The 16,837-nt window shown below is 53.4% G+C and carries 15 protein-coding genes; 8 read left to right on the forward strand and 7 right to left on the reverse strand.

Going from position 1 to position 16,837, the window contains the following annotated elements; genetic code table 11:
* Positions 1–33 precede the first annotated feature (33 nt).
* The gene (locus tag V7Z75_RS01170) at positions 34–900 is read left to right on the forward strand and encodes an SMP-30/gluconolactonase/LRE family protein (RefSeq protein WP_334106534.1); all 867 of its coding nucleotides are present in this window, start codon (positions 34–36) and stop codon (positions 898–900) included.
* A gap of 90 nt (positions 901–990) precedes the next feature.
* Here the strand turns inward: V7Z75_RS01170 and V7Z75_RS01175 are convergent, their stop codons facing one another.
* Complete coding sequence (locus V7Z75_RS01175; RefSeq protein ID WP_334106535.1) at positions 991–3,366, reverse strand: phosphoketolase family protein; 2,376 nt, start codon at positions 3,364–3,366, stop codon at positions 991–993.
* A 149-nt stretch (positions 3,367–3,515) separates the two neighbouring features.
* Complete coding sequence (locus V7Z75_RS01180) at positions 3,516–5,006, reverse strand: phage tail sheath family protein (RefSeq protein WP_334106536.1); 1,491 nt, start codon at positions 5,004–5,006, stop codon at positions 3,516–3,518.
* Positions 5,007–5,180: 174 nt separating this feature from the next.
* On the opposite strand from V7Z75_RS01180, the gene V7Z75_RS01185 reads away from it, so the two are divergent.
* On the forward strand, positions 5,181–6,023 hold the full coding sequence (locus tag V7Z75_RS01185) for a ferritin-like domain-containing protein (protein ID WP_334106538.1): 843 nt from the start codon (positions 5,181–5,183) through the stop codon (positions 6,021–6,023).
* Between the two features lie 66 nt (positions 6,024–6,089).
* On the opposite strand, the gene ccoG is transcribed toward V7Z75_RS01185, so the two are convergent.
* Together ccoG and V7Z75_RS01195 are read right to left on the reverse strand one after the other, a co-directional pair.
* Positions 6,090–7,496: a cytochrome c oxidase accessory protein CcoG gene (gene ccoG / locus V7Z75_RS01190; RefSeq protein ID WP_334106540.1), complete on the reverse strand. Its 1,407-nt coding sequence runs from the start codon at positions 7,494–7,496 to the stop codon at positions 6,090–6,092.
* Between the two features lie 133 nt (positions 7,497–7,629).
* Positions 7,630–7,998 carry an Mth938-like domain-containing protein gene (locus V7Z75_RS01195; RefSeq protein WP_334106542.1) on the reverse strand — a complete coding sequence of 123 codons (369 nt, stop codon included), beginning with the start codon at positions 7,996–7,998 and terminating at the stop codon, positions 7,630–7,632.
* 109 nt (positions 7,999–8,107) lie between these two features.
* Between V7Z75_RS01195 and V7Z75_RS01200 the strand changes: the two genes are divergently transcribed.
* The 6 genes from V7Z75_RS01200 (at position 8,108) to V7Z75_RS01225 (ending at position 14,104) form a co-directional block, all read left to right on the forward strand.
* Complete coding sequence (locus tag V7Z75_RS01200; RefSeq protein WP_334106544.1) at positions 8,108–9,388, forward strand: pyridoxal phosphate-dependent aminotransferase; 1,281 nt, start codon at positions 8,108–8,110, stop codon at positions 9,386–9,388.
* A gap of 47 nt (positions 9,389–9,435) precedes the next feature.
* Positions 9,436–10,749 (forward strand): homoserine dehydrogenase, encoded by a 1,314-nt coding sequence (locus V7Z75_RS01205; protein WP_334106545.1) that lies wholly within the window; start codon positions 9,436–9,438, stop codon positions 10,747–10,749.
* A 51-nt stretch (positions 10,750–10,800) separates the two neighbouring features.
* Positions 10,801–12,228 (forward strand): threonine synthase, encoded by a 1,428-nt coding sequence (gene thrC / locus V7Z75_RS01210; protein ID WP_334106547.1) that lies wholly within the window; start codon positions 10,801–10,803, stop codon positions 12,226–12,228.
* Positions 12,229–12,242: 14 nt separating this feature from the next.
* Positions 12,243–13,037, forward strand: a complete 795-nt coding sequence (locus V7Z75_RS01215; protein ID WP_334106548.1) for a thymidylate synthase — start codon at positions 12,243–12,245, stop codon at positions 13,035–13,037.
* A gap of 192 nt (positions 13,038–13,229) precedes the next feature.
* Entirely contained in the window at positions 13,230–13,751 is a 522-nt protein-coding gene (locus V7Z75_RS01220; protein WP_334106550.1) for a PepSY domain-containing protein, read from the forward strand.
* Positions 13,752–13,879: 128 nt separating this feature from the next.
* Complete coding sequence (locus tag V7Z75_RS01225) at positions 13,880–14,104, forward strand: YjfB family protein (protein WP_334106551.1); 225 nt, start codon at positions 13,880–13,882, stop codon at positions 14,102–14,104.
* A gap of 105 nt (positions 14,105–14,209) precedes the next feature.
* On the opposite strand, the gene V7Z75_RS01230 is transcribed toward V7Z75_RS01225, so the two are convergent.
* From V7Z75_RS01230 to V7Z75_RS01240, 3 genes are all read right to left on the reverse strand, one after another.
* Positions 14,210–14,611, reverse strand: coding sequence for a hypothetical protein (locus V7Z75_RS01230; RefSeq protein WP_334106552.1), 402 nt, complete (start codon positions 14,609–14,611; stop codon positions 14,210–14,212).
* 288 nt (positions 14,612–14,899) lie between these two features.
* On the reverse strand, positions 14,900–16,273 hold the full coding sequence (locus tag V7Z75_RS01235) for a sigma 54-interacting transcriptional regulator (RefSeq protein WP_334106554.1): 1,374 nt from the start codon (positions 16,271–16,273) through the stop codon (positions 14,900–14,902).
* Positions 16,274–16,276: 3 nt separating this feature from the next.
* Positions 16,277–16,816, reverse strand: coding sequence for a hypothetical protein (locus V7Z75_RS01240; protein ID WP_334106555.1), 540 nt, complete (start codon positions 16,814–16,816; stop codon positions 16,277–16,279).
* Positions 16,817–16,837 lie beyond the last annotated feature (21 nt).

Raw genomic sequence — 16,837 nt, forward strand, 5'->3', positions numbered from 1 at the left:
TGGATTGATCATATTAAGTTATAAGGGATAAAAATGCGGAAGATATGGATCAGTAGCTTATATGCCATCCTGCTGTCGGCGGCAGGGTTGGCGCAGGCGCACGAAGTGAAAGTGCTCAAGGGATTGAAAAATCCTGAATCGGTGGTGGTGGACAAGGCAGGGCGGATATATATTTCGGAGATCGGCGAATTTAACCATGACGGCGACGGCAAAATCACTGTGGTCGGTACCGATGGCAAAGCCAAAGTATTCGCCCAGGGTATGAACGATCCCAAGGGCCTGGCGTTCGTTGGGGATGATTTATATGTTACGGACCGGGACCGTATCCTCAAGGTAGGCAAGGACGGCAAGTGGACGGTGCTGGTGGATAAAGCCGCGTTTCCTGTGCCACCGAAGTTCCTCAATGACCTGGAGCCGGATTTCGCGGGCAAGCATCTATTTGTGAGCGAGAGCGGCGATATTTTCAAGCAGGGAGGCGGGGCTGGGGCCATCTATAAAATAACCCTGGCCACCGGTCAGGTGAGCACTGTTATCAATCACCAGCAGGATGCCCGTATCCTGGCGCCTAACGGTTTGTGGATGGACGACACGGGCGAAACGCTGATTTATGTGGATTACGGCAGCGGCATACTATATAAGCTCGACTTGCTCAACCGCCACCTGATTGAATTGGCGAGGGGGTTTGGCGGCGGCGACGGGCTGGTGCTGGGACCAAACAATAAGCTCTACATCAGTGATTATGAGCATGGCAAGGTGTTCAGTCTGAGTGTCGATGATAAGGTCACGCTGGAGCACGAAGGCTTCCAAAGCGCTGCCGATATCGGCATTACTCCGGACGGCAAGATATTGCTGGTGCCAGACATGAAAGCGGGCACGCTTACCTGGCTGCACCTGCATTAATGTTCCTTCTTTGATGTTCCTTGAATAAAATAGCCCGGCATTGCCGGGCTATTTTGTAGAAGAAATATCAATAAAAATATTGCCTTGAGTTTATGCGCTCCACGCTTGCCATGTCCAGTCCCTGATTTCCGGCATGTCCACGCCGTGCTGCCAGATGTATTGCTTGTGCTGCGCGAGTTTCTCATCCATGAGCGCATCCAGCACCGCGGCGTTCTCGATATGTGGCAGCCAGCGCAGAGTGTTCTTGACCAGACTGTAGCGGTCCAGGCGGTTGAGCACGGTCATGTCGAACGGGGTTGTGGTGGTGCCTTCTTCCAGGAAGCCATGCACGTGGAAATTGGCATGGTTGCACCGCTTGTAGGCAAGGCGATGGATGAGGCCGGGATAGCCGTGGAAGGCGAAGATGACAGGCTTGTCCTGCGTGAACAGTTCGTCGAAAGCTTCGTCGGTGAGGCCGTGCGGATGCACGTCGTTGGGCACCAGAGTCATGAGGTCGACTACATTGACGTAGCGTATTTTGAGTCCCGGCACATGTTCGCGCAGCAGCATGACGGCGGCGAGCGATTCCATCACTGGAACGTCGCCTGCGCTGGCGATCACCAGATCAGGCTCCTCATCCGCCGCGCAATTTCCCGCCCATTGCCAGATACTCGCGCCGCGCCGCGCGTGCTCTACGGCGGCAGGCATGTCCAGCCATTGCCCTTGCGGCTGCTTGCCTGCGACGATGACGTTGATGAGGTTACGGCTTTGCAGGCAGCGGTCGGTGACCGCGATCAGAGTGTTGGCGTCGGCGGGCAGATAGATGCGGATGATATCCGGCTTCTTGTTGGCGGCATGGTCGATGAAACCAGGATCCTGGTGTGAGAAGCCGTTATGATCCTGGCGCCAGACATGTGAGCTCAGCAGAATATTGAGCGAAGCGATCGGCTTGCGCCAAGGGATATGTCCGCACTCCTTGAGCCACTTGGCATGCTGGTTGAACATCGAGTCGATGATGTGGATGAAAGCCTCGTAGCAGGAAAAGAAGCCATGTCGGCCTGTGAGCAGGTAGCCTTCCAACCAGCCTTCACAACTGTGTTCGGAAAGGATTTCCATGACGCCGCCGTGCGGCGCCAGGTGCTCGTCATTTTCCAGCCTTTCCGCCATCCATTGCCGGTCGGTGACGTTGAACAGAGCCTGCAGGCGGTTGGAGTTGTTTTCATCCGGGCTGAACACGCGGAAATTATGCTGGTTGCGCCGCCAGACTTCGGCCAGATATTTGCCGAGCTCCCCGGTGGAGCTGGTCTGGCGTTCTCCAGGCCGGGTGACAGCATAAGCGAATTGGTGAAAATCCGGTAAGTCTAGCGGCTTGAGCAACAGGCCGCCGTTGGCATGCGGGTTTGCGCCCATGCGGCGCTCGCCCTTGGGCGCAAGCGCGCGCAATTCTTGCTTGAGTCGGCCTTGTGCGTCGAACAGCTCGTGCGGCGCGTAGGAAAGCATCCAATCCTGCAACAGTTTGATATGCCCGGGCTTGTCCAGATCGCCGAACGGCACCTGGTGCGCGTGGAACGTGCCGGTATTCGGCTTGCCGTCCACTTCTTTCGGACCGGTCCAGCCCTTGGGCGAGCGCAGGATAATCATGGGCCAGCGCGGGCGCTTGATCTCGCGCTTCAATCCGGCCTGGCGCTTGATTTCGCGGATTTCGCCAATCACTTTCTCCATCACGCTGGCCATGCGCTGGTGCATCAGTTCCGGCTCGTCGCCTTCGACGAAATAAGGTTTATAACCGTAGCCTTCGAACAGTTTCTGCAATTCCTCATGGCTGATGCGCGAAAGGATGGTGGGATTGGCGATCTTGTAGCCATTGAGATGCAGGATGGGTAGTACCACGCCGTCGGTCTTGGGGTTGAGGAATTTGTTGCCGTGCCACGAGGTGGCGAGTGGGCCGGTTTCCGCCTCGCCGTCGCCTACCACGCAACAGGCGATTAAGTCGGGATTATCGAATACCGCGCCGAATGCATGCAGCAGACAATAGCCCAGCTCGCCGCCTTCATTGATCGAGCCGGGCGTCTGCGCCGAGGCATGGCTGGGAATGCCGCCCGGGAAAGAGAACTGCTTGAACAGCTTGAGCATGCCGGCTTCGTCCTCGGTGATTTCCGGGTAAAGTTCGGTATAGCTGCCTTCCAAATAGGTGTTGGCGACAACTGCCGGCCCACCGTGCCCTGGCCCGGTAATGTAGATCATGTTGAGGTCGTATTTATTGATCACGCGGTTGGCATGGGCATAGACGAAATTGAGTCCCGGCGTCGTTCCCCAGTGGCCCAGCAACCGTGGCTTGATGTGCTCGGGCAGCAGCGGCGTCTTGAGCAAGGGGTTGGCATACAGGTAGATTTGGCCGACAGAAAGATAGTTGGCGGCACGCCAGTATGCATGCAGTTTCGCCAGCTCATGTTTATCAAGGATATCGCCTGCAGTGGGTTCCAGCATTCATGTTCTCCTTTAATACATTGGTTTCATGCTAACAATAGCACTTGTTATGGCAATGATAAGGAAAAGGAGTTTATGACTAATGCGAGAAGTCATGTCGGCTGGATATTATCCGGGCCAGCATGTTACAGAGTGAGATCAGGCCGCCATCAAGAGATTTCCAGCGGTAGCGGCCCGTCTCCTTGTTTGGGCAGAGGGGTATTGATTGTGATATTGATCGGGCTGGTTCTTGCCCGTATTTTCAACTTGTTTGCCATGCTTGGATATGAGCGTGCCTGTTCAACAGCATCTGCCTGGCTATGCAGCTGATGCTTGATGATGAGCGTGGTGAATTCGGCAGGGCGGCTTAAGGCGAAGCCAGCCAGGATGATCAGGCGGCCTTCGGCAATATCCTGGCTGCTCATGGTTTCGTTGATACCGATCCTGACGTAGAAGGCATGTTTGGATTTTTCACCCTGTAATGCACCAGCTCGCCATTGTTTTAGTAGAAAGAGGTTGCATGCCTCGCGGATCTGTGACCAGGTTGTTTCATCGTTATGTACAAATGATTGGTTATTCAAATAATGGTGTATAGATGCCCGCAGGAAATTAAAAGTGCGTTTGCAACTGATATAACGCCACTCGGTATCATTGCCAGCCAGCGTGCGGCCTCCCCATAGCAAAATGCCACGGCCAAGGAAATGACGCAGGGTGTTGATGGATTTCCCTTGGGCTGCGTCGATATTCAATCCGGCTTGCTGGGCATCATTGATGGTGGCGCTCAGGGAATGCACATGGTTGACTGGTGCGCTGGGCAGCTTCCAGACGCCGCGCTCCTGATCATTTGCATACAGCAACCCGGCAATGGTCCCGCAGGGAGGAATCATCCTGCGCAACAGCAGGTTGGGGAGATGGTTCAGGTGATCTCGGAACAGACGGGATTGTATGCGCGTAGCTTTTTGAAATTCACGCCATGCTGTGGCTGCTCCAGGGGTATATTTGATTTCCAGGTGCTTGTAATGCCGTGCGCTGGGCATATCTACCTCTACCCATGGCAGGAAGGCGCTGCCGTTATGCAGGGCTGTGTCGCCGATCTGGTGACGAAAAGCAGTGACGGTGGCGGGCAGGGTCTGATTATCGCAATAAGGCAGATCAAGGATGGCCATGCAATTGGCCTGTTGCTGGCAATATTGTAGAAGTTGCTGCTGTAGTTGCGGAAGCTCAGGCAAGGTAACGGCATCCGGCATGGCGATCAGGGTGAAAGTGGCCTCTGCCGGCAATTGCTTGATAGCCATCATGAAGGTGACGGCATGAAGGGGTTCGTTATAGTTGCCGACCGACAGGATTTCGCAAGTGCCGCCGCCATTGTCAAAATACTGCTTGATGCAGCTGTGCAGGTAAAAATGGCAGTGGCAAACAGCGCTGACGACTTGGTTGTCATGATTCATGGTGACGCACAAGGTAGTGTCAGAGGGCGCCTCCCCGAAGCACTGTTCAAATTCGGCAAATGATGCAATTGAGTGGCATGTGCCGGTGGTCAGCATCACCCCATCCGACGTAACTGCTTTTTCAGTATGTCCGATAAACAAGGGCAGGGAAGCAATAGCTGGCTCAATGTGGGAGTCTATTCTGGATTCTTCTTCTCTGTAGCTATGACTCATTTTCTGCATCTTTTCTGAATATATTCATATGTTACTCTACTTTAACATGTGTGCATGCAAGAGCAACCAATAAAACTCTCCAGAACGCCCGGTCGGAGCGCTTCTCAACGAGATGCCGATTTTTAGGGTTGGCCTGTTGTTGGAGAATAAAGAACGTCTCGTTAAAATGCCTGCATGAAATTACAGACAGAGAAAGATTCCCTCAGCGCGTATGGCATGGAACTGCGACAAGCAGCATTGATATTGCTGTGTCAGAGTCATCCTGACGATAAGGCGTTGAGTGTCATGCAGTTGTGGGAATCATGGCTGGCAGGCCATATCCAGATTGATCTGCAGGGCAGCCTTGAAGTGACAGGCGCTATTCCTGGCAGGCCAGACAAACCCGAGCTGGTCGCGCCGCAGCAAGTGGAACGCCGCTCCATGCGCACCGCAGAGGGCAGGGCAGCGATGATCCATGCCTTGGCCCATATCGAATTCAATGCAATCAACCTGGCACTGGATGCCATCTGGCGTTTCCCGGGCATGCCGCCTGCTTATTATGCGGACTGGCTCAAGGTTGCAGCTGAAGAAGCTTTGCATTTCAGCATGTTGCACGACCATTTACAGGGCCTTGGCTATAGTTACGGCGATTTCACCGGGCATGACAGTTTGTGGGAGATGGTGGACAGAACCAGCGATGACGTGCTGGCCCGCATGGCGCTGGTACCGCGCACGATGGAGGCGCGTGGGCTGGATGCCTCGCCGCCGTTGCGCGCCAAACTGGCGCAGGCGGGAGACATGAAGGCGGCGGAGATTCTGGATATCCTGCTGCGCGATGAAATCGGCCATGTGGCGATTGGCAACTACTGGTATGGCTGGTTATGTGATCGGCGTGGGCTCGAGCCGGTGGATACCTACGCCCGGCTGACAGTGCAATATCGGGCACCAAAGCTGCGTGGCCCGTTCAATTTCCCTGCACGTAGGGCGGCGGGGTTCAGCGAAATAGAGCTGAATTTACTGGCCCAGGGCCAGAAGTAGGCAGTTACAGGCTTGCCACGAGAGCTGGCCTCCGATCTATTGCTGTTTAATTGCCAGCCTGCTGCACTATTTCGAGAAATAACGTGAGGTAATGTTGACGGCAGTTTCAGCTTTGGATCGTGGCGTCACGCTGACCTGGAAGCTGGAGGTATTGACAGCTTGCGCTGGCGGAAGGGATACGCTGAAGTTGCTGGCGTATGACTTTCCGGCTGGCACGGTAATTTCCTGCTGTCCCTTGAAGCTGTTTTCCGGCAATCCATGCACTGCGATCAGGTAGGTTTCCGTCTGGCCTGATTTGTTGGTGATGCGCAGTTCGTAGCGATTGCGCAAGCTGCCATCGGATAATTGGGTGACCAATGGCTGCCGTTGCTGTTGCAGGATAGTGCTGAATGGCGTGAGGGATGTCATGGTCTGCCAGGTGGCAATACAGCTGATCAGCAGCACGCTGAGGTAACCCAGGTTTTTGAGTTTTGACCAGCGCTGTGTGCGGGTGTCTGCTTGCTGCAGGTTCTTGTCCTGATCGAAGCGGATCAGACCATGAGGCAGCTTGAGGCTGTCCATGATGTTGTTGCATGCGTCCACACACAGGCCGCAGGAAATGCAGCCGATCTGAAACCCTTTGCGGATATCGACTCCTGTTGGGCAGACATTCACGCAGTAGTTGCAGTCGATGCAATCTCCAAAGCCTGCGGCTTTGCGGTCTTCTACTGTCTTGAGTTTCGCAGTGGGGGCCTGGCGGCCATGTTGGCCCTCGCCGCGAACCTGATCGTAGATCACGGTTACGGTGGAAGAGTCCTGCATCACTCCCTGGAATTTGCCGTAAGGACAGGCGACAAAGCACACATCTTCCCGCGCGAAGCCGGCGGCGACATAGGTCGTGGCTGTCAAGACAACAATGGTGACATAGGCGGTAATCGCAGCGCTACCTGAGAATATCTGCTTCAATAAAGTGCCTGCATCGGCGAAATACAAGGTAAAGGTCACTGCAGTGGCAAACGCGAGCAACAGCCAGAGCGCATGCGTGCTGCCGATGAGGATGATTTTGCGGGCGTTCCAGGGAGATTGTTGCAAGCGTTTTCTTGCCTGAGCTTCCCCTTGTACCCAGGATTCCACGAAGCGGAATGCATCGGTCCATAAGGTCTGGAAGCAGAAGAACCCGCAAAAAATCCGCCCGAACATGGCGGCTGAAACAAATAACAGGCTGGCGGCAATCACCATTAGCCCGACCAAGACCATCAGGTCTTGCGGATATAGTACCAGGTTGAAGATATGGAAGCGTGAATTGGCTATGTCAAACAGCAAAGCCTGGCCGACCTCGTTTTTCCACGGAAGCCATGGCAGGAGGAAATAGATGCCAAACGCGATATTGAGGATGACGGACTTTAGGTTACGGTATCGCCCCTTGACCGAATAAGGCACGATGGGAATGACTTTGCGGGGCAGGGTAGAGCGGAGATGGCTGACTGCTTGCATGGCGATTCCTGAGTTGGATGATCCTTACCCTGTATGGTAGTGATCAATATCCACTCGGTACAGATTCAGTTGAAAGCTAATTAATAGTATCAGATGGGGAATGATGGGTTCGAAATAGATGGTGGGCTATTGCTTAGACAATCAATGCCGCCGCCACATGGCGGCTTTCCGCGACCAGAATATTGTAGGTGCGGCAGGCAGCCTCTGTGGTCATGCACTCGATGCTGATCCCCGCAGCAATCAGTTCACGGCTGATGGAAGGATGCAGGAAGCGATGTTGATGGCCGGTGCCCAGCAGGATCAGTTCAGGTTTCAGCGCCAGCAGTTCGGTGAAATGACCGGCAGCGAGCTGGTCGAAGTTGCTGACCTGCCAGCCGGGTAGCAGGGCAGCAGGCAGAACGATGAGACTTTGTTCATGGCGTGTATGATTGACTTCAACCCAGCCCTTATCATAACCGGTAATCAAGTGGCTGCCCGCAGCCTGGGTCAGGTGTAATTTCATCAGTGGGAATTATGAAGTAATGAACGAAAGTCTTTGCGCCGCCAAGCTTTAATTGCATGCTGACTCAAGGTAAGATAGCACATTTTACCACCCTCCCAGTACAGAGACCATGCGACCACTTTCCAAATCCAGCAAGCTCCAAAATGTGTGCTACGACATTCGTGGCCCGGTGCTGGACCGAGCGCGCAAGATGGAGGAGGAGGGGCACCGCATCATCAAGCTCAATATCGGCAACCCGGCGCCGTTCGGCTTTGATGCGCCGGAAGAGATTCTGCAGGACGTAATCCGCAACATGGATTCCGCCTCCGGCTATACCGACTCCAAGGGTTTGTTCGCGGCGCGCAAGGCCATTATGCACTACACCCAGCAGAAGAATATCCGCGGGGTGACGGTGGATGACATCATCATCGGCAATGGCGTGTCCGAACTGATCGTGCTGGCCATGCAGGCATTGCTTAACAATGGCGACCAGATGTTGGTACCCATGCCGGATTATCCCTTGTGGACTGCCGCAGTTACCCTGGCCGGTGGCGTTGCGCAGCATTATCTTTGCGACGAGCAGACGGGCTGGCTGCCTGACCTGAAGGATATTGAAAGCAAGATCACGGCGGAAACCCGCGGCATTGTCATCATCAATCCGAATAACCCGACTGGCGCCCTGTACCCGGACGATATTTTACTTGGCATCATTGATATCGCGCGTCGTCATGGGCTGGTGGTATTTGCGGACGAAATCTACGACAAGGTGCTTTACGATGGCAACAAGCATACTTCCATCGCATCGTTGGCCGATGATGTGCTGTTCGTGACTTTCAACGGCTTGTCCAAGAACTATCGCACCTGCGGTTATCGCGCCGGCTGGTTGGCGATTTCCGGCGAGAAGCGCCACGCCAAGGATTATATCGAAGGGCTCAATATGCTTGCCTCCATGCGGCTGTGTGCCAATGTGCCTGGGCAATTGGCCATTCAGACCGCGCTGGGCGGTTACCAGAGCATTGACGACCTGGTCGCGCCCAGCGGCAGACTGTGCAAGCAGCGCGACCTGGCGCATAAGCTGCTGACGGAAATCCCTGGGGTGACTTGCGTCAAGCCCAAGGCCAGCCTGTACCTGTTTCCGCGCCTTGACCCCAAGGTTTACCCGATCGAGGATGACCAGCAGTTCATCCTCGATCTGTTGCAAGAGGAAAAAGTATTGCTGGTGCAGGGAACCGGTTTCAACTGGAAGGCATCCGACCATTTCCGCGTGGTATTCCTGCCGAATGTGGATGATCTGACCGAAGCGATCACACGCATTGCCCGCTTCCTGGAAAACTACCGCAAGAAGCACAGCACCATGACGGTGATAGAAGGAAAAAACACCGGCAAGACAGCACAGAGCGCGTCTGCATAAGCGAACCTGTGGAAACAAGATCGAATAGCAATAACACTGGAAACTGAATGAAACCTATCAATGTTGGCCTGCTTGGCATCGGCACCGTCGGTGGCGGCACTTATACCGTACTTACCCGCAATCAGGAAGAAATCGCCCGCCGTGCCGGCCGCCCGATTGCGATTACCCGCGTGGCTGACCGCAACCTGGAACTGGCTCGTCAAGTAACGGGCGGCAATGTCGCTGTGACCGATGACGCATTTGCCGTGGTGGCAGACCCCGAAATTGATATCGTCGTGGAGTTGATCGGCGGTTATACCGTGGCGCGCGAACTGGTCTTGAAAGCGATTGAAAACGGCAAGCATGTCGTCACCGCCAACAAGGCGCTGATCGCCCTGCATGGCAACGAGATTTTTGCTGCCGCGCAGAAAAAAGGCGTGATTGTGGCGTTTGAAGCTGCAGTTGCTGGCGGCATTCCCATCATCAAGGCGGTACGTGAAGGACTGGCAGCCAACCGTATCGAATGGATTGCCGGCATCATCAACGGCACCACCAATTTCATCCTCTCGGAAATGCGCGAAAAGGGGCTGGCCTTTGCCGATGTGCTCAAGGAAGCCCAGCGCCTGGGTTATGCCGAGGCTGATCCGACCTTCGACGTGGAAGGGGTTGATGCCGCACACAAGCTGATGATTCTGGCGGCGATTGGTTTCGGTATTCCGGTGCAGTTCGACAAGGCTTATGTCGAAGGCATTACCAAGCTGGATGCCGTGGATATCCGTTATGCGGAAGAGCTGGGCTACAGGGTCAAGCTGCTGGGCATCACCAAGCGCACGGACAAAGGCGTGGAGCTGCGCGTGCACCCAACGCTGATTCCCGAGAAGCGCTTGATTGCCAATGTCAATGGCGCCATGAACGCAGTGCTGGTCAAGGGCGATGCGGTTGGTCCTACGTTGTATTACGGCGCGGGCGCGGGCGCGGAGCCGACAGCGAGTGCGGTGGTAGCCGACCTTGTGGATGTTACCCGCACTCATACCACGGATGCGCATCAGCGCGTGCCGCATCTGGCCTTCCAACCAGATCAGTTGGTTGATCTGCCGATTTTGCCAATCAGCGAAGTCAGCAGCGGTTATTACCTGCGCATGCGCGCGCTGGACAAGCCCGGCGTGCTGGCCGATGTCACCCGCATTCTGGGTGACCGTGAAATCTCGATTGATGCCATGATCCAGAAAGAGCCGCAGGAAGGCGAAGACCAGGCGGACATCATCATCCTGACCCATGTCACCATGGAAAAGAACATGGATGACGCGATTGCCGCTATCGAGGCATTACCCGCCATTTCCGGCAAGGTGACGCGCCTGCGCATGGAAGAACTCAGCCGTTAATTTTGAAAGGGTTGCAGGTAGCCGGAGTGTTTGCCTGCATCAATGTTTTACATGAAATATATCTCCACCCGCGGGCAATCGCCCGCATTGTCATTTAGTGAAATCCTCCTCGGCGGCCTGGCTCCCGATGGCGGTCTCTATCTGCCTGAGCAATATCCACATTTCAGCCAGGATGAACTGAGCGCGATGCGTGGCATGAACTATCGTGACCTGGCATTTACCATACTCTCGCGTCTGATCGACGATATTCCCGCTAGCGACTTGCGTACCATCGTCGACAAGACCTATCGCGCGGATGTGTATGCCTATGCGCGTCCCGGCCAGAATGCCGAAGACATCACGCCTACGCTCAAACTGGAAGATGATCTGTATCTGCTGTCCTTATCCAACGGGCCGACTTTGGCGTTCAAGGATATGGCGATGCAGTTGCTGGGCAACCTGTTCGAATACGTGTTGGCGCAAAAGGGCGAGACCACCAACATCCTTGGCGCGACTTCCGGCGATACCGGCTCCGCAGCGGAATATGCCATGCGCGGCAAGCAGGGCGTCAAGGTATTCATGCTTTCGCCGCACCAGAAGATGAGTCGCTTCCAGACCGCGCAGATGTTCAGCCTGCAAGACAGTAATATCTTCAATATCGCGGTCAAGGGCGTGTTCGACGACTGCCAGGACATTGTCAAGGCAGTGTCCAACGACCATGCCTTCAAGACGAAGAACAAGATCGGCGCGGTAAACTCCATTAATTGGGCGCGCGTGGCGGCGCAGGTGGTGTATTACTTCAAGGGTTATTTCGCCGTGACCACGGACAATGCTCAAAAAGTCAGCTTTGCCGTGCCTTCCGGCAACTTCGGCAATGTCTGCGCCGGGCATATCGCGCGCATGATGGGCTTGCCGATCGCCAAGCTGGTGGTGGCGACCAACGAAAACGACGTGCTGGACGAGTTCTTCAAGACCGGCGTTTACCGTCCTCGCGGCTCTGCCAATACCTACCATACTTCCAGCCCTTCGATGGATATTTCCAAGGCGTCCAACTTCGAGCGTTTCGTGTTCGATTTGGTGGGGCGCGACGCAAGCAAGGTGCGCGAACTGTGGGGCAGAGTGGATGCGGGCGGCAGCTTCGACCTCAAGGCAGTTGGCTGGTTTGACAAGGTAGCGGACTATGGTTTTGTCTCTGGCAGTAGCAATCATGCCCACCGGATGCAGACTATCAAGGCCACGTATGAGCGCTATGGCGTCACGATAGATACGCATACTGCGGACGGCCTCAAGGTGGCGCTGGAACAACGTGAATCAGGCGTGCCGATGCTGGTGCTGGAGACTGCCTTGCCAGCCAAGTTTGAGGATGCCATTGTTGAGGCCCTGGGACATAAGCCTGAACGTCCGCAAAGTCTGGATGGACTGGAATCCTTGCCGCAACGCTTTGATGTGATGGACGCTGATGCGGATGCCATCAAGCAATTCATCGTCAACCATATCTGAATCGGAGGCATGCCATGCAGGTCTATCATGACTTGATGCGCCACGTACTGGAGCATGGCCACAAGAAGGAAGATCGCACGGGCACCGGCACCCTGTCGGTGTTCGGCTACCAGATGCGCTTTGATCTGGCGCAGGGTTTCCCCCTGTTGACCACGAAGAAAGTACATCTGAAATCCATCATTCATGAGCTATTGTGGTTTCTGCAAGGCAGCACCAATATTGCCTACCTCAAGGAAAATGGCGTCAGCATCTGGGATGAGTGGGCCGACGAGCAGGGTAACCTGGGGCCGGTCTATGGCTATCAATGGCGCAACTGGCCCAAACCGGATGGCGGGCATATCGACCAGATCAGCCAGGTGGTCGAGGCGATCAAGCGCAATCCTGATTCACGTCGCCTGATTGTTTCTGCCTGGAATGTGGCGGATGTGGACCAGATGAAACTGCCGCCTTGCCACGCTTTTTTCCAGTTCTATGTGGCGGACGGCAAGCTTTCTTGCCAGCTTTACCAGCGCAGCGCTGATATTTTTCTCGGTGTGCCATTCAATATCGCTTCCTACGCCTTGTTGACCATGATGGTGGCACAGGTGTGTGACCTGAAGCTGGGCGATTTCGTGCATACGCTGGGCGACGCGCATATCTACCTCAATCACCTTGATCAGGTGAGGGAGCAATTGTCGCGCGAGCCTTATCCTTTACCAAGTATGAAAATCAATCCAGAAGTGAAGGATATTTTTGCTTTCCGTTTTGAGGATTTCACGTTGGAGAATTACCAATCCCACCCGGCTATCAAGGCGCCTGTGGCGGTTTGATAGCTACCTCAAGAGGATAAGAAGGTGGCTGCTCCAATTTACTGATTCTGGATATCGTAAGTGAATTGTAACAAATAGGGAATTATTCCCGAAAAATATAGGGAAATTTTCCCTATTTTGTAGGGATATTATCCCGAAGTGGATTATTTCTATATAATTCGTTCCATCAATAACCAAAAGATGGGGATGAACATGAACAAGATTGGTGTAACGATCAGTGCATTGGCATTATTGGCAGGCAGTCAACTGGCAGTGGCAGATGCATTTCCGAAAAACAAAGTGGGCATGGAAGCTTGCTTGCAGGCTGCGTTGAAGGCAAAGCCAGGTACTGTGGTTAAGGTGGAATATAAACTGGAAGGCAAAACTCCGGTTTATGAATTTGATATCGAATCGGCTGATGGCACTGCCTGGGATGTAGAATGTGATGCCAATACCGGTAAGGTTGTAGAAATTGAGCAAGAGGTGGATTCAGCAGACCATCCATTGTTCAAGGCCAAACAGAAGGTAAGCGAAGAAGAAGCGCGCAAGACTGCATTAACTGCACATCCAGGCGAGATCGTGGAAGTGGAGTATGAGATTGAAGAAGATGGCGCTGCTACCTATGAATTTGATATCAAGACCAAGGACGGCAAGGAATTCAAGGTTGAAGTTGATGCAACTAGTGGTAAGATCGTAGAGTCTCACCGAGAGTTCTACCAAATCGGTAAAGAATAAATTTCTGACTGGACGGACAGTCGATCGCTCCTTCGGGAGCGTTTTTTTTGCATGTTGCCATGGTTTTGCAGATAAATAATTTCATTGCTTAATTTATTCTTCCAGCTGTCGTTAGTTTGTTATCAAGCATGAAGAAAGAGGAAGGAAGCAGAAATATGGATGTTACAGGCATTGCCAGTGTTGCCACTGATCTTGCTGCAACGCGATTGCAGCAAGAAGTTAGTACCACAGTACTGAAAAAGGCCATGGATATTAGCGCGTCGAATGCCATGGCACTCATCGAAGCGGTGCCATCGGCGTCGGTAGCCAATTTACCCGCGCATCTCGGGCAAAACGTCAACACAACAGCTTGAACGATGTATAAAGAACAAAAGCCCTGTAAATACAGGGCTTTCGTTTTTGAATAAAAAAAGCAGACCTTCTCGGGGAGGATAAAGGCCTGCTATAAAACTTTCAGTTCAGGCACTGACCAACCGGCCACTTCTGAGCCTGACATTGTCACCGACGGCACAACGCGGTGTACTGTGTTGGGTGACGATATGGAAGCGTCCGTTATCCATTTTAACTTTGATCAGGTAGGTCGCTTCCGCCATATTCTCTTCAGCCTTGTTATAGCGGCTGTTCACACTGTTCTCAAACGAATGGATAGCGACGACGATACCACAATCCCGGCATGCGGAGGTAGCCTGTTGTTGATCACCATTACGCAGATTATCCATTTTCTGGTTGAGCGTGCTGCTGATTACCATGGCGGCATTGGGATCGGTAATCAATTGCTGCGCCAAGTCAGGGCGATAAGTATGTTTCACTGGAATCAAGCCAGTGATGACGGCGCTGCCAATCAGACTGAAAACAGTCATAGCGGTTGCAGCTATCAGAACCATGGGGTGTGTTTTTTTGATATTGGAGCCCATCATAAATTTACATCTCCAGACTATTTATTTTTTCTTGCTGGTGATAGCCAGAACTATCTGGAAAATATATAACAAGAAGTGTGCCAACACGTTAAATTCTTTAAAAATCAATTTGTTATATTTCAATACTGGGAAAATTTAAATAGCAATACTGTCTCTTGTAGGAGACAGTATTGCTAAACTAAACATAACTAATTGAAAGATAAGTAATATATCCGTCTCTATAAGGAGACGTTAATTATTGGCGTTGTCGCTTTTGAATAACGCTGGGGTAAGTTGATGGCGTTGCAGCAATTTATAAAACTCCGTGCGGTTGCGCTGGGCCAGGCGTGCGGCTTGAGTGACGCTACCGTTGGTAGCTTTGAGCAGCTTCACCAAGTAGTTGCGCTCAAAATTCTTGCGGGCAATCTCGAAAGGCACAATACCGCCAATATCCTCCTGCAGCGCTTTTTGTACTAGGCTGGCTGGAATCAGCGGCGTGGTGCAGAGTACAACGGTTTGTTCCACAATATTCTGCAATTGGCGCACATTGCCGGGCCATGGGGCGGCAATCAGGAGCTCCAGTGCTTCAGGGGCGAATCCATTGAGTTTTTTGCGATATTTGCTCGCAATTTCATTCAGGAAATTATTGGCGAGCAGCGCGATATCCTCCCGCCGCGCAGCCAGGGCTGGAATCTCCAGGCCAACTACATTGATACGGTAGTAAAGGTCTTCGCGGAACCGGCCTGATTTCATTTCTTCGGCAAGGTTGCGATGAGTGGCTGAAATGATGCGGACGTCGATATTGATGCTGGCATTGGAACCCACTGGTCGGATGGCGCGTTCCTGCAAAGCACGTAGCAACTTGACCTGCAAGGGGAGCGGCATATCGCCGATTTCATCGAGAAACAGCGTTCCGCCATCAGCCATCTGGAACAAGCCTTTATGATCGCGCAAAGCACCAGTGAAGGCGCCCTTGCTATGGCCGAACAGTTCCGACTCCAGCAACGCTTCAGGGATGGCGCCGCAATTGATGGCGACGAAAGGCTTGTTGCGGCGTGGGCTGGCGTGGTGAATGGCGCGGGCCAATAGTTCCTTGCCGGTGCCGCTTTCGCCCTGGATGAATACGCTGGCATCGGAAATCGCCATGAGTTTCGCCTGTCCCAGCAGGTTTTCCATTTGGGGGCTGCGGGTGATAATGGTCTTACGCCAATCGTTGTCCTCGTTTTCTGCGCTGGAATGCATTAACGGGTCTGTGCCTATGCGCAGAGCAGCTTCCACCTGCTGCAGCAGGGATTTGCTATCGAACGGTTTGGTGAGGAAGCCAAATACGCCGCGCTGAGTGGCATCAACCGCTTCAGGAATGGAGCCGTGAGCTGTGACCATGATGACGGGCAGAGCCGGGTCGGATTGATGGATGGCGTCGAACAAGGCCATGCCGTCCATGCCCGGCATGCGCAGATCCGTGATGACCAGGCTGGGCCTGCTGACGGCAATCTGCGACAAAGCCTCTTCTGCATTGGAGGCAGCGACAACCTGATAACCCGCGGCTTGCAGCCGCATTCCCATCAGTTTGAGGATATCCGGGTCGTCATCGACAGTCAGAATTTTCTTTACTGCTTCAATCATTTATTACTTACTCCGATTGGGATCCCTGAGCGATTTCTGCATCATGGTCCTTTCAATTTGCTTCAGTTCATCCAGCTTCTGTTGCAGCGCATTGGCTTTTTGTTGGTTATCATCCGCACGACGTTGTTCCTCGCGTAGACGCTGGCCGAGCCTGATGATTTCCGTGCTGTTGTCTCTCAATATGGATACGATTGCGCTTTCTTCCTTGCTCAGCTGTTTTTCGCGAGCCAATTCATCAAGCAAGGGTTGTGCCTTGAGCGGATCGCGCAGCTTGCTGCCGGGAATAGAGTAAATGATGGCGGCCCGGACTTTCTGCCGAACATCGCTGCTGTTTGTGCTGATTTCATGCAGAACTCCAGCCAGTTCCTTTTTTTGCGCTTCTGGCGATAAATTTGAAAAGTCATCAACAAATTCCAGCAGGCCGGATGGATTGAATGCTGGTTGAATAGGCGCGGGTGATACAGACGGATGGGAAGATTGCTCCTGTTTAGGCTCAGCAGGAGCACCGGATTTGGAGTGATGCGCGCATGCGCTGAGCAACATGCATGTCATTGCTGTTATAAG

This window comes from Methylobacillus sp., assembly GCF_036844465.1.
Classification (GTDB): Bacteria; Pseudomonadota; Gammaproteobacteria; order Burkholderiales; family Methylophilaceae; genus Methylobacillus.

Excerpts from the sequence above, each read along its gene's own strand:
- V7Z75_RS01235 (WP_334106554.1), bottom strand. The coding sequence starts at position 16,273 with ATGATTGAAGCAGTAAAGAAAATTCTGACTGTCGATGACGACCCGGAT.
- ccoG (WP_334106540.1), bottom strand. The coding sequence starts at position 7,496 with ATGCAAGCAGTCAGCCATCTCCGCTCTACCCTGCCCCGCAAAGTCATT.
- V7Z75_RS01185 (WP_334106538.1), top strand. The coding sequence starts at position 5,181 with ATGAAATTACAGACAGAGAAAGATTCCCTCAGCGCGTATGGCATGGAA.
- V7Z75_RS01220 (WP_334106550.1), top strand. The coding sequence starts at position 13,230 with ATGAACAAGATTGGTGTAACGATCAGTGCATTGGCATTATTGGCAGGC.
- V7Z75_RS01180 (WP_334106536.1), bottom strand. The coding sequence starts at position 5,006 with ATGAGTCATAGCTACAGAGAAGAAGAATCCAGAATAGACTCCCACATT.
- V7Z75_RS01205 (WP_334106545.1), top strand. The coding sequence starts at position 9,436 with ATGAAACCTATCAATGTTGGCCTGCTTGGCATCGGCACCGTCGGTGGC.
- thrC (WP_334106547.1), top strand. The coding sequence starts at position 10,801 with ATGAAATATATCTCCACCCGCGGGCAATCGCCCGCATTGTCATTTAGT.
- V7Z75_RS01175 (WP_334106535.1), bottom strand. The coding sequence starts at position 3,366 with ATGCTGGAACCCACTGCAGGCGATATCCTTGATAAACATGAGCTGGCG.
- V7Z75_RS01215 (WP_334106548.1), top strand. The coding sequence starts at position 12,243 with ATGCAGGTCTATCATGACTTGATGCGCCACGTACTGGAGCATGGCCAC.
- V7Z75_RS01240 (WP_334106555.1), bottom strand. The coding sequence starts at position 16,816 with ATGTTGCTCAGCGCATGCGCGCATCACTCCAAATCCGGTGCTCCTGCT.
- V7Z75_RS01170 (WP_334106534.1), top strand. The coding sequence starts at position 34 with ATGCGGAAGATATGGATCAGTAGCTTATATGCCATCCTGCTGTCGGCG.
- V7Z75_RS01230 (WP_334106552.1), bottom strand. The coding sequence starts at position 14,611 with ATGACTGTTTTCAGTCTGATTGGCAGCGCCGTCATCACTGGCTTGATT.
- V7Z75_RS01200 (WP_334106544.1), top strand. The coding sequence starts at position 8,108 with ATGCGACCACTTTCCAAATCCAGCAAGCTCCAAAATGTGTGCTACGAC.
- V7Z75_RS01195 (WP_334106542.1), bottom strand. The coding sequence starts at position 7,998 with ATGAAATTACACCTGACCCAGGCTGCGGGCAGCCACTTGATTACCGGT.
- V7Z75_RS01225 (WP_334106551.1), top strand. The coding sequence starts at position 13,880 with ATGAAGAAAGAGGAAGGAAGCAGAAATATGGATGTTACAGGCATTGCC.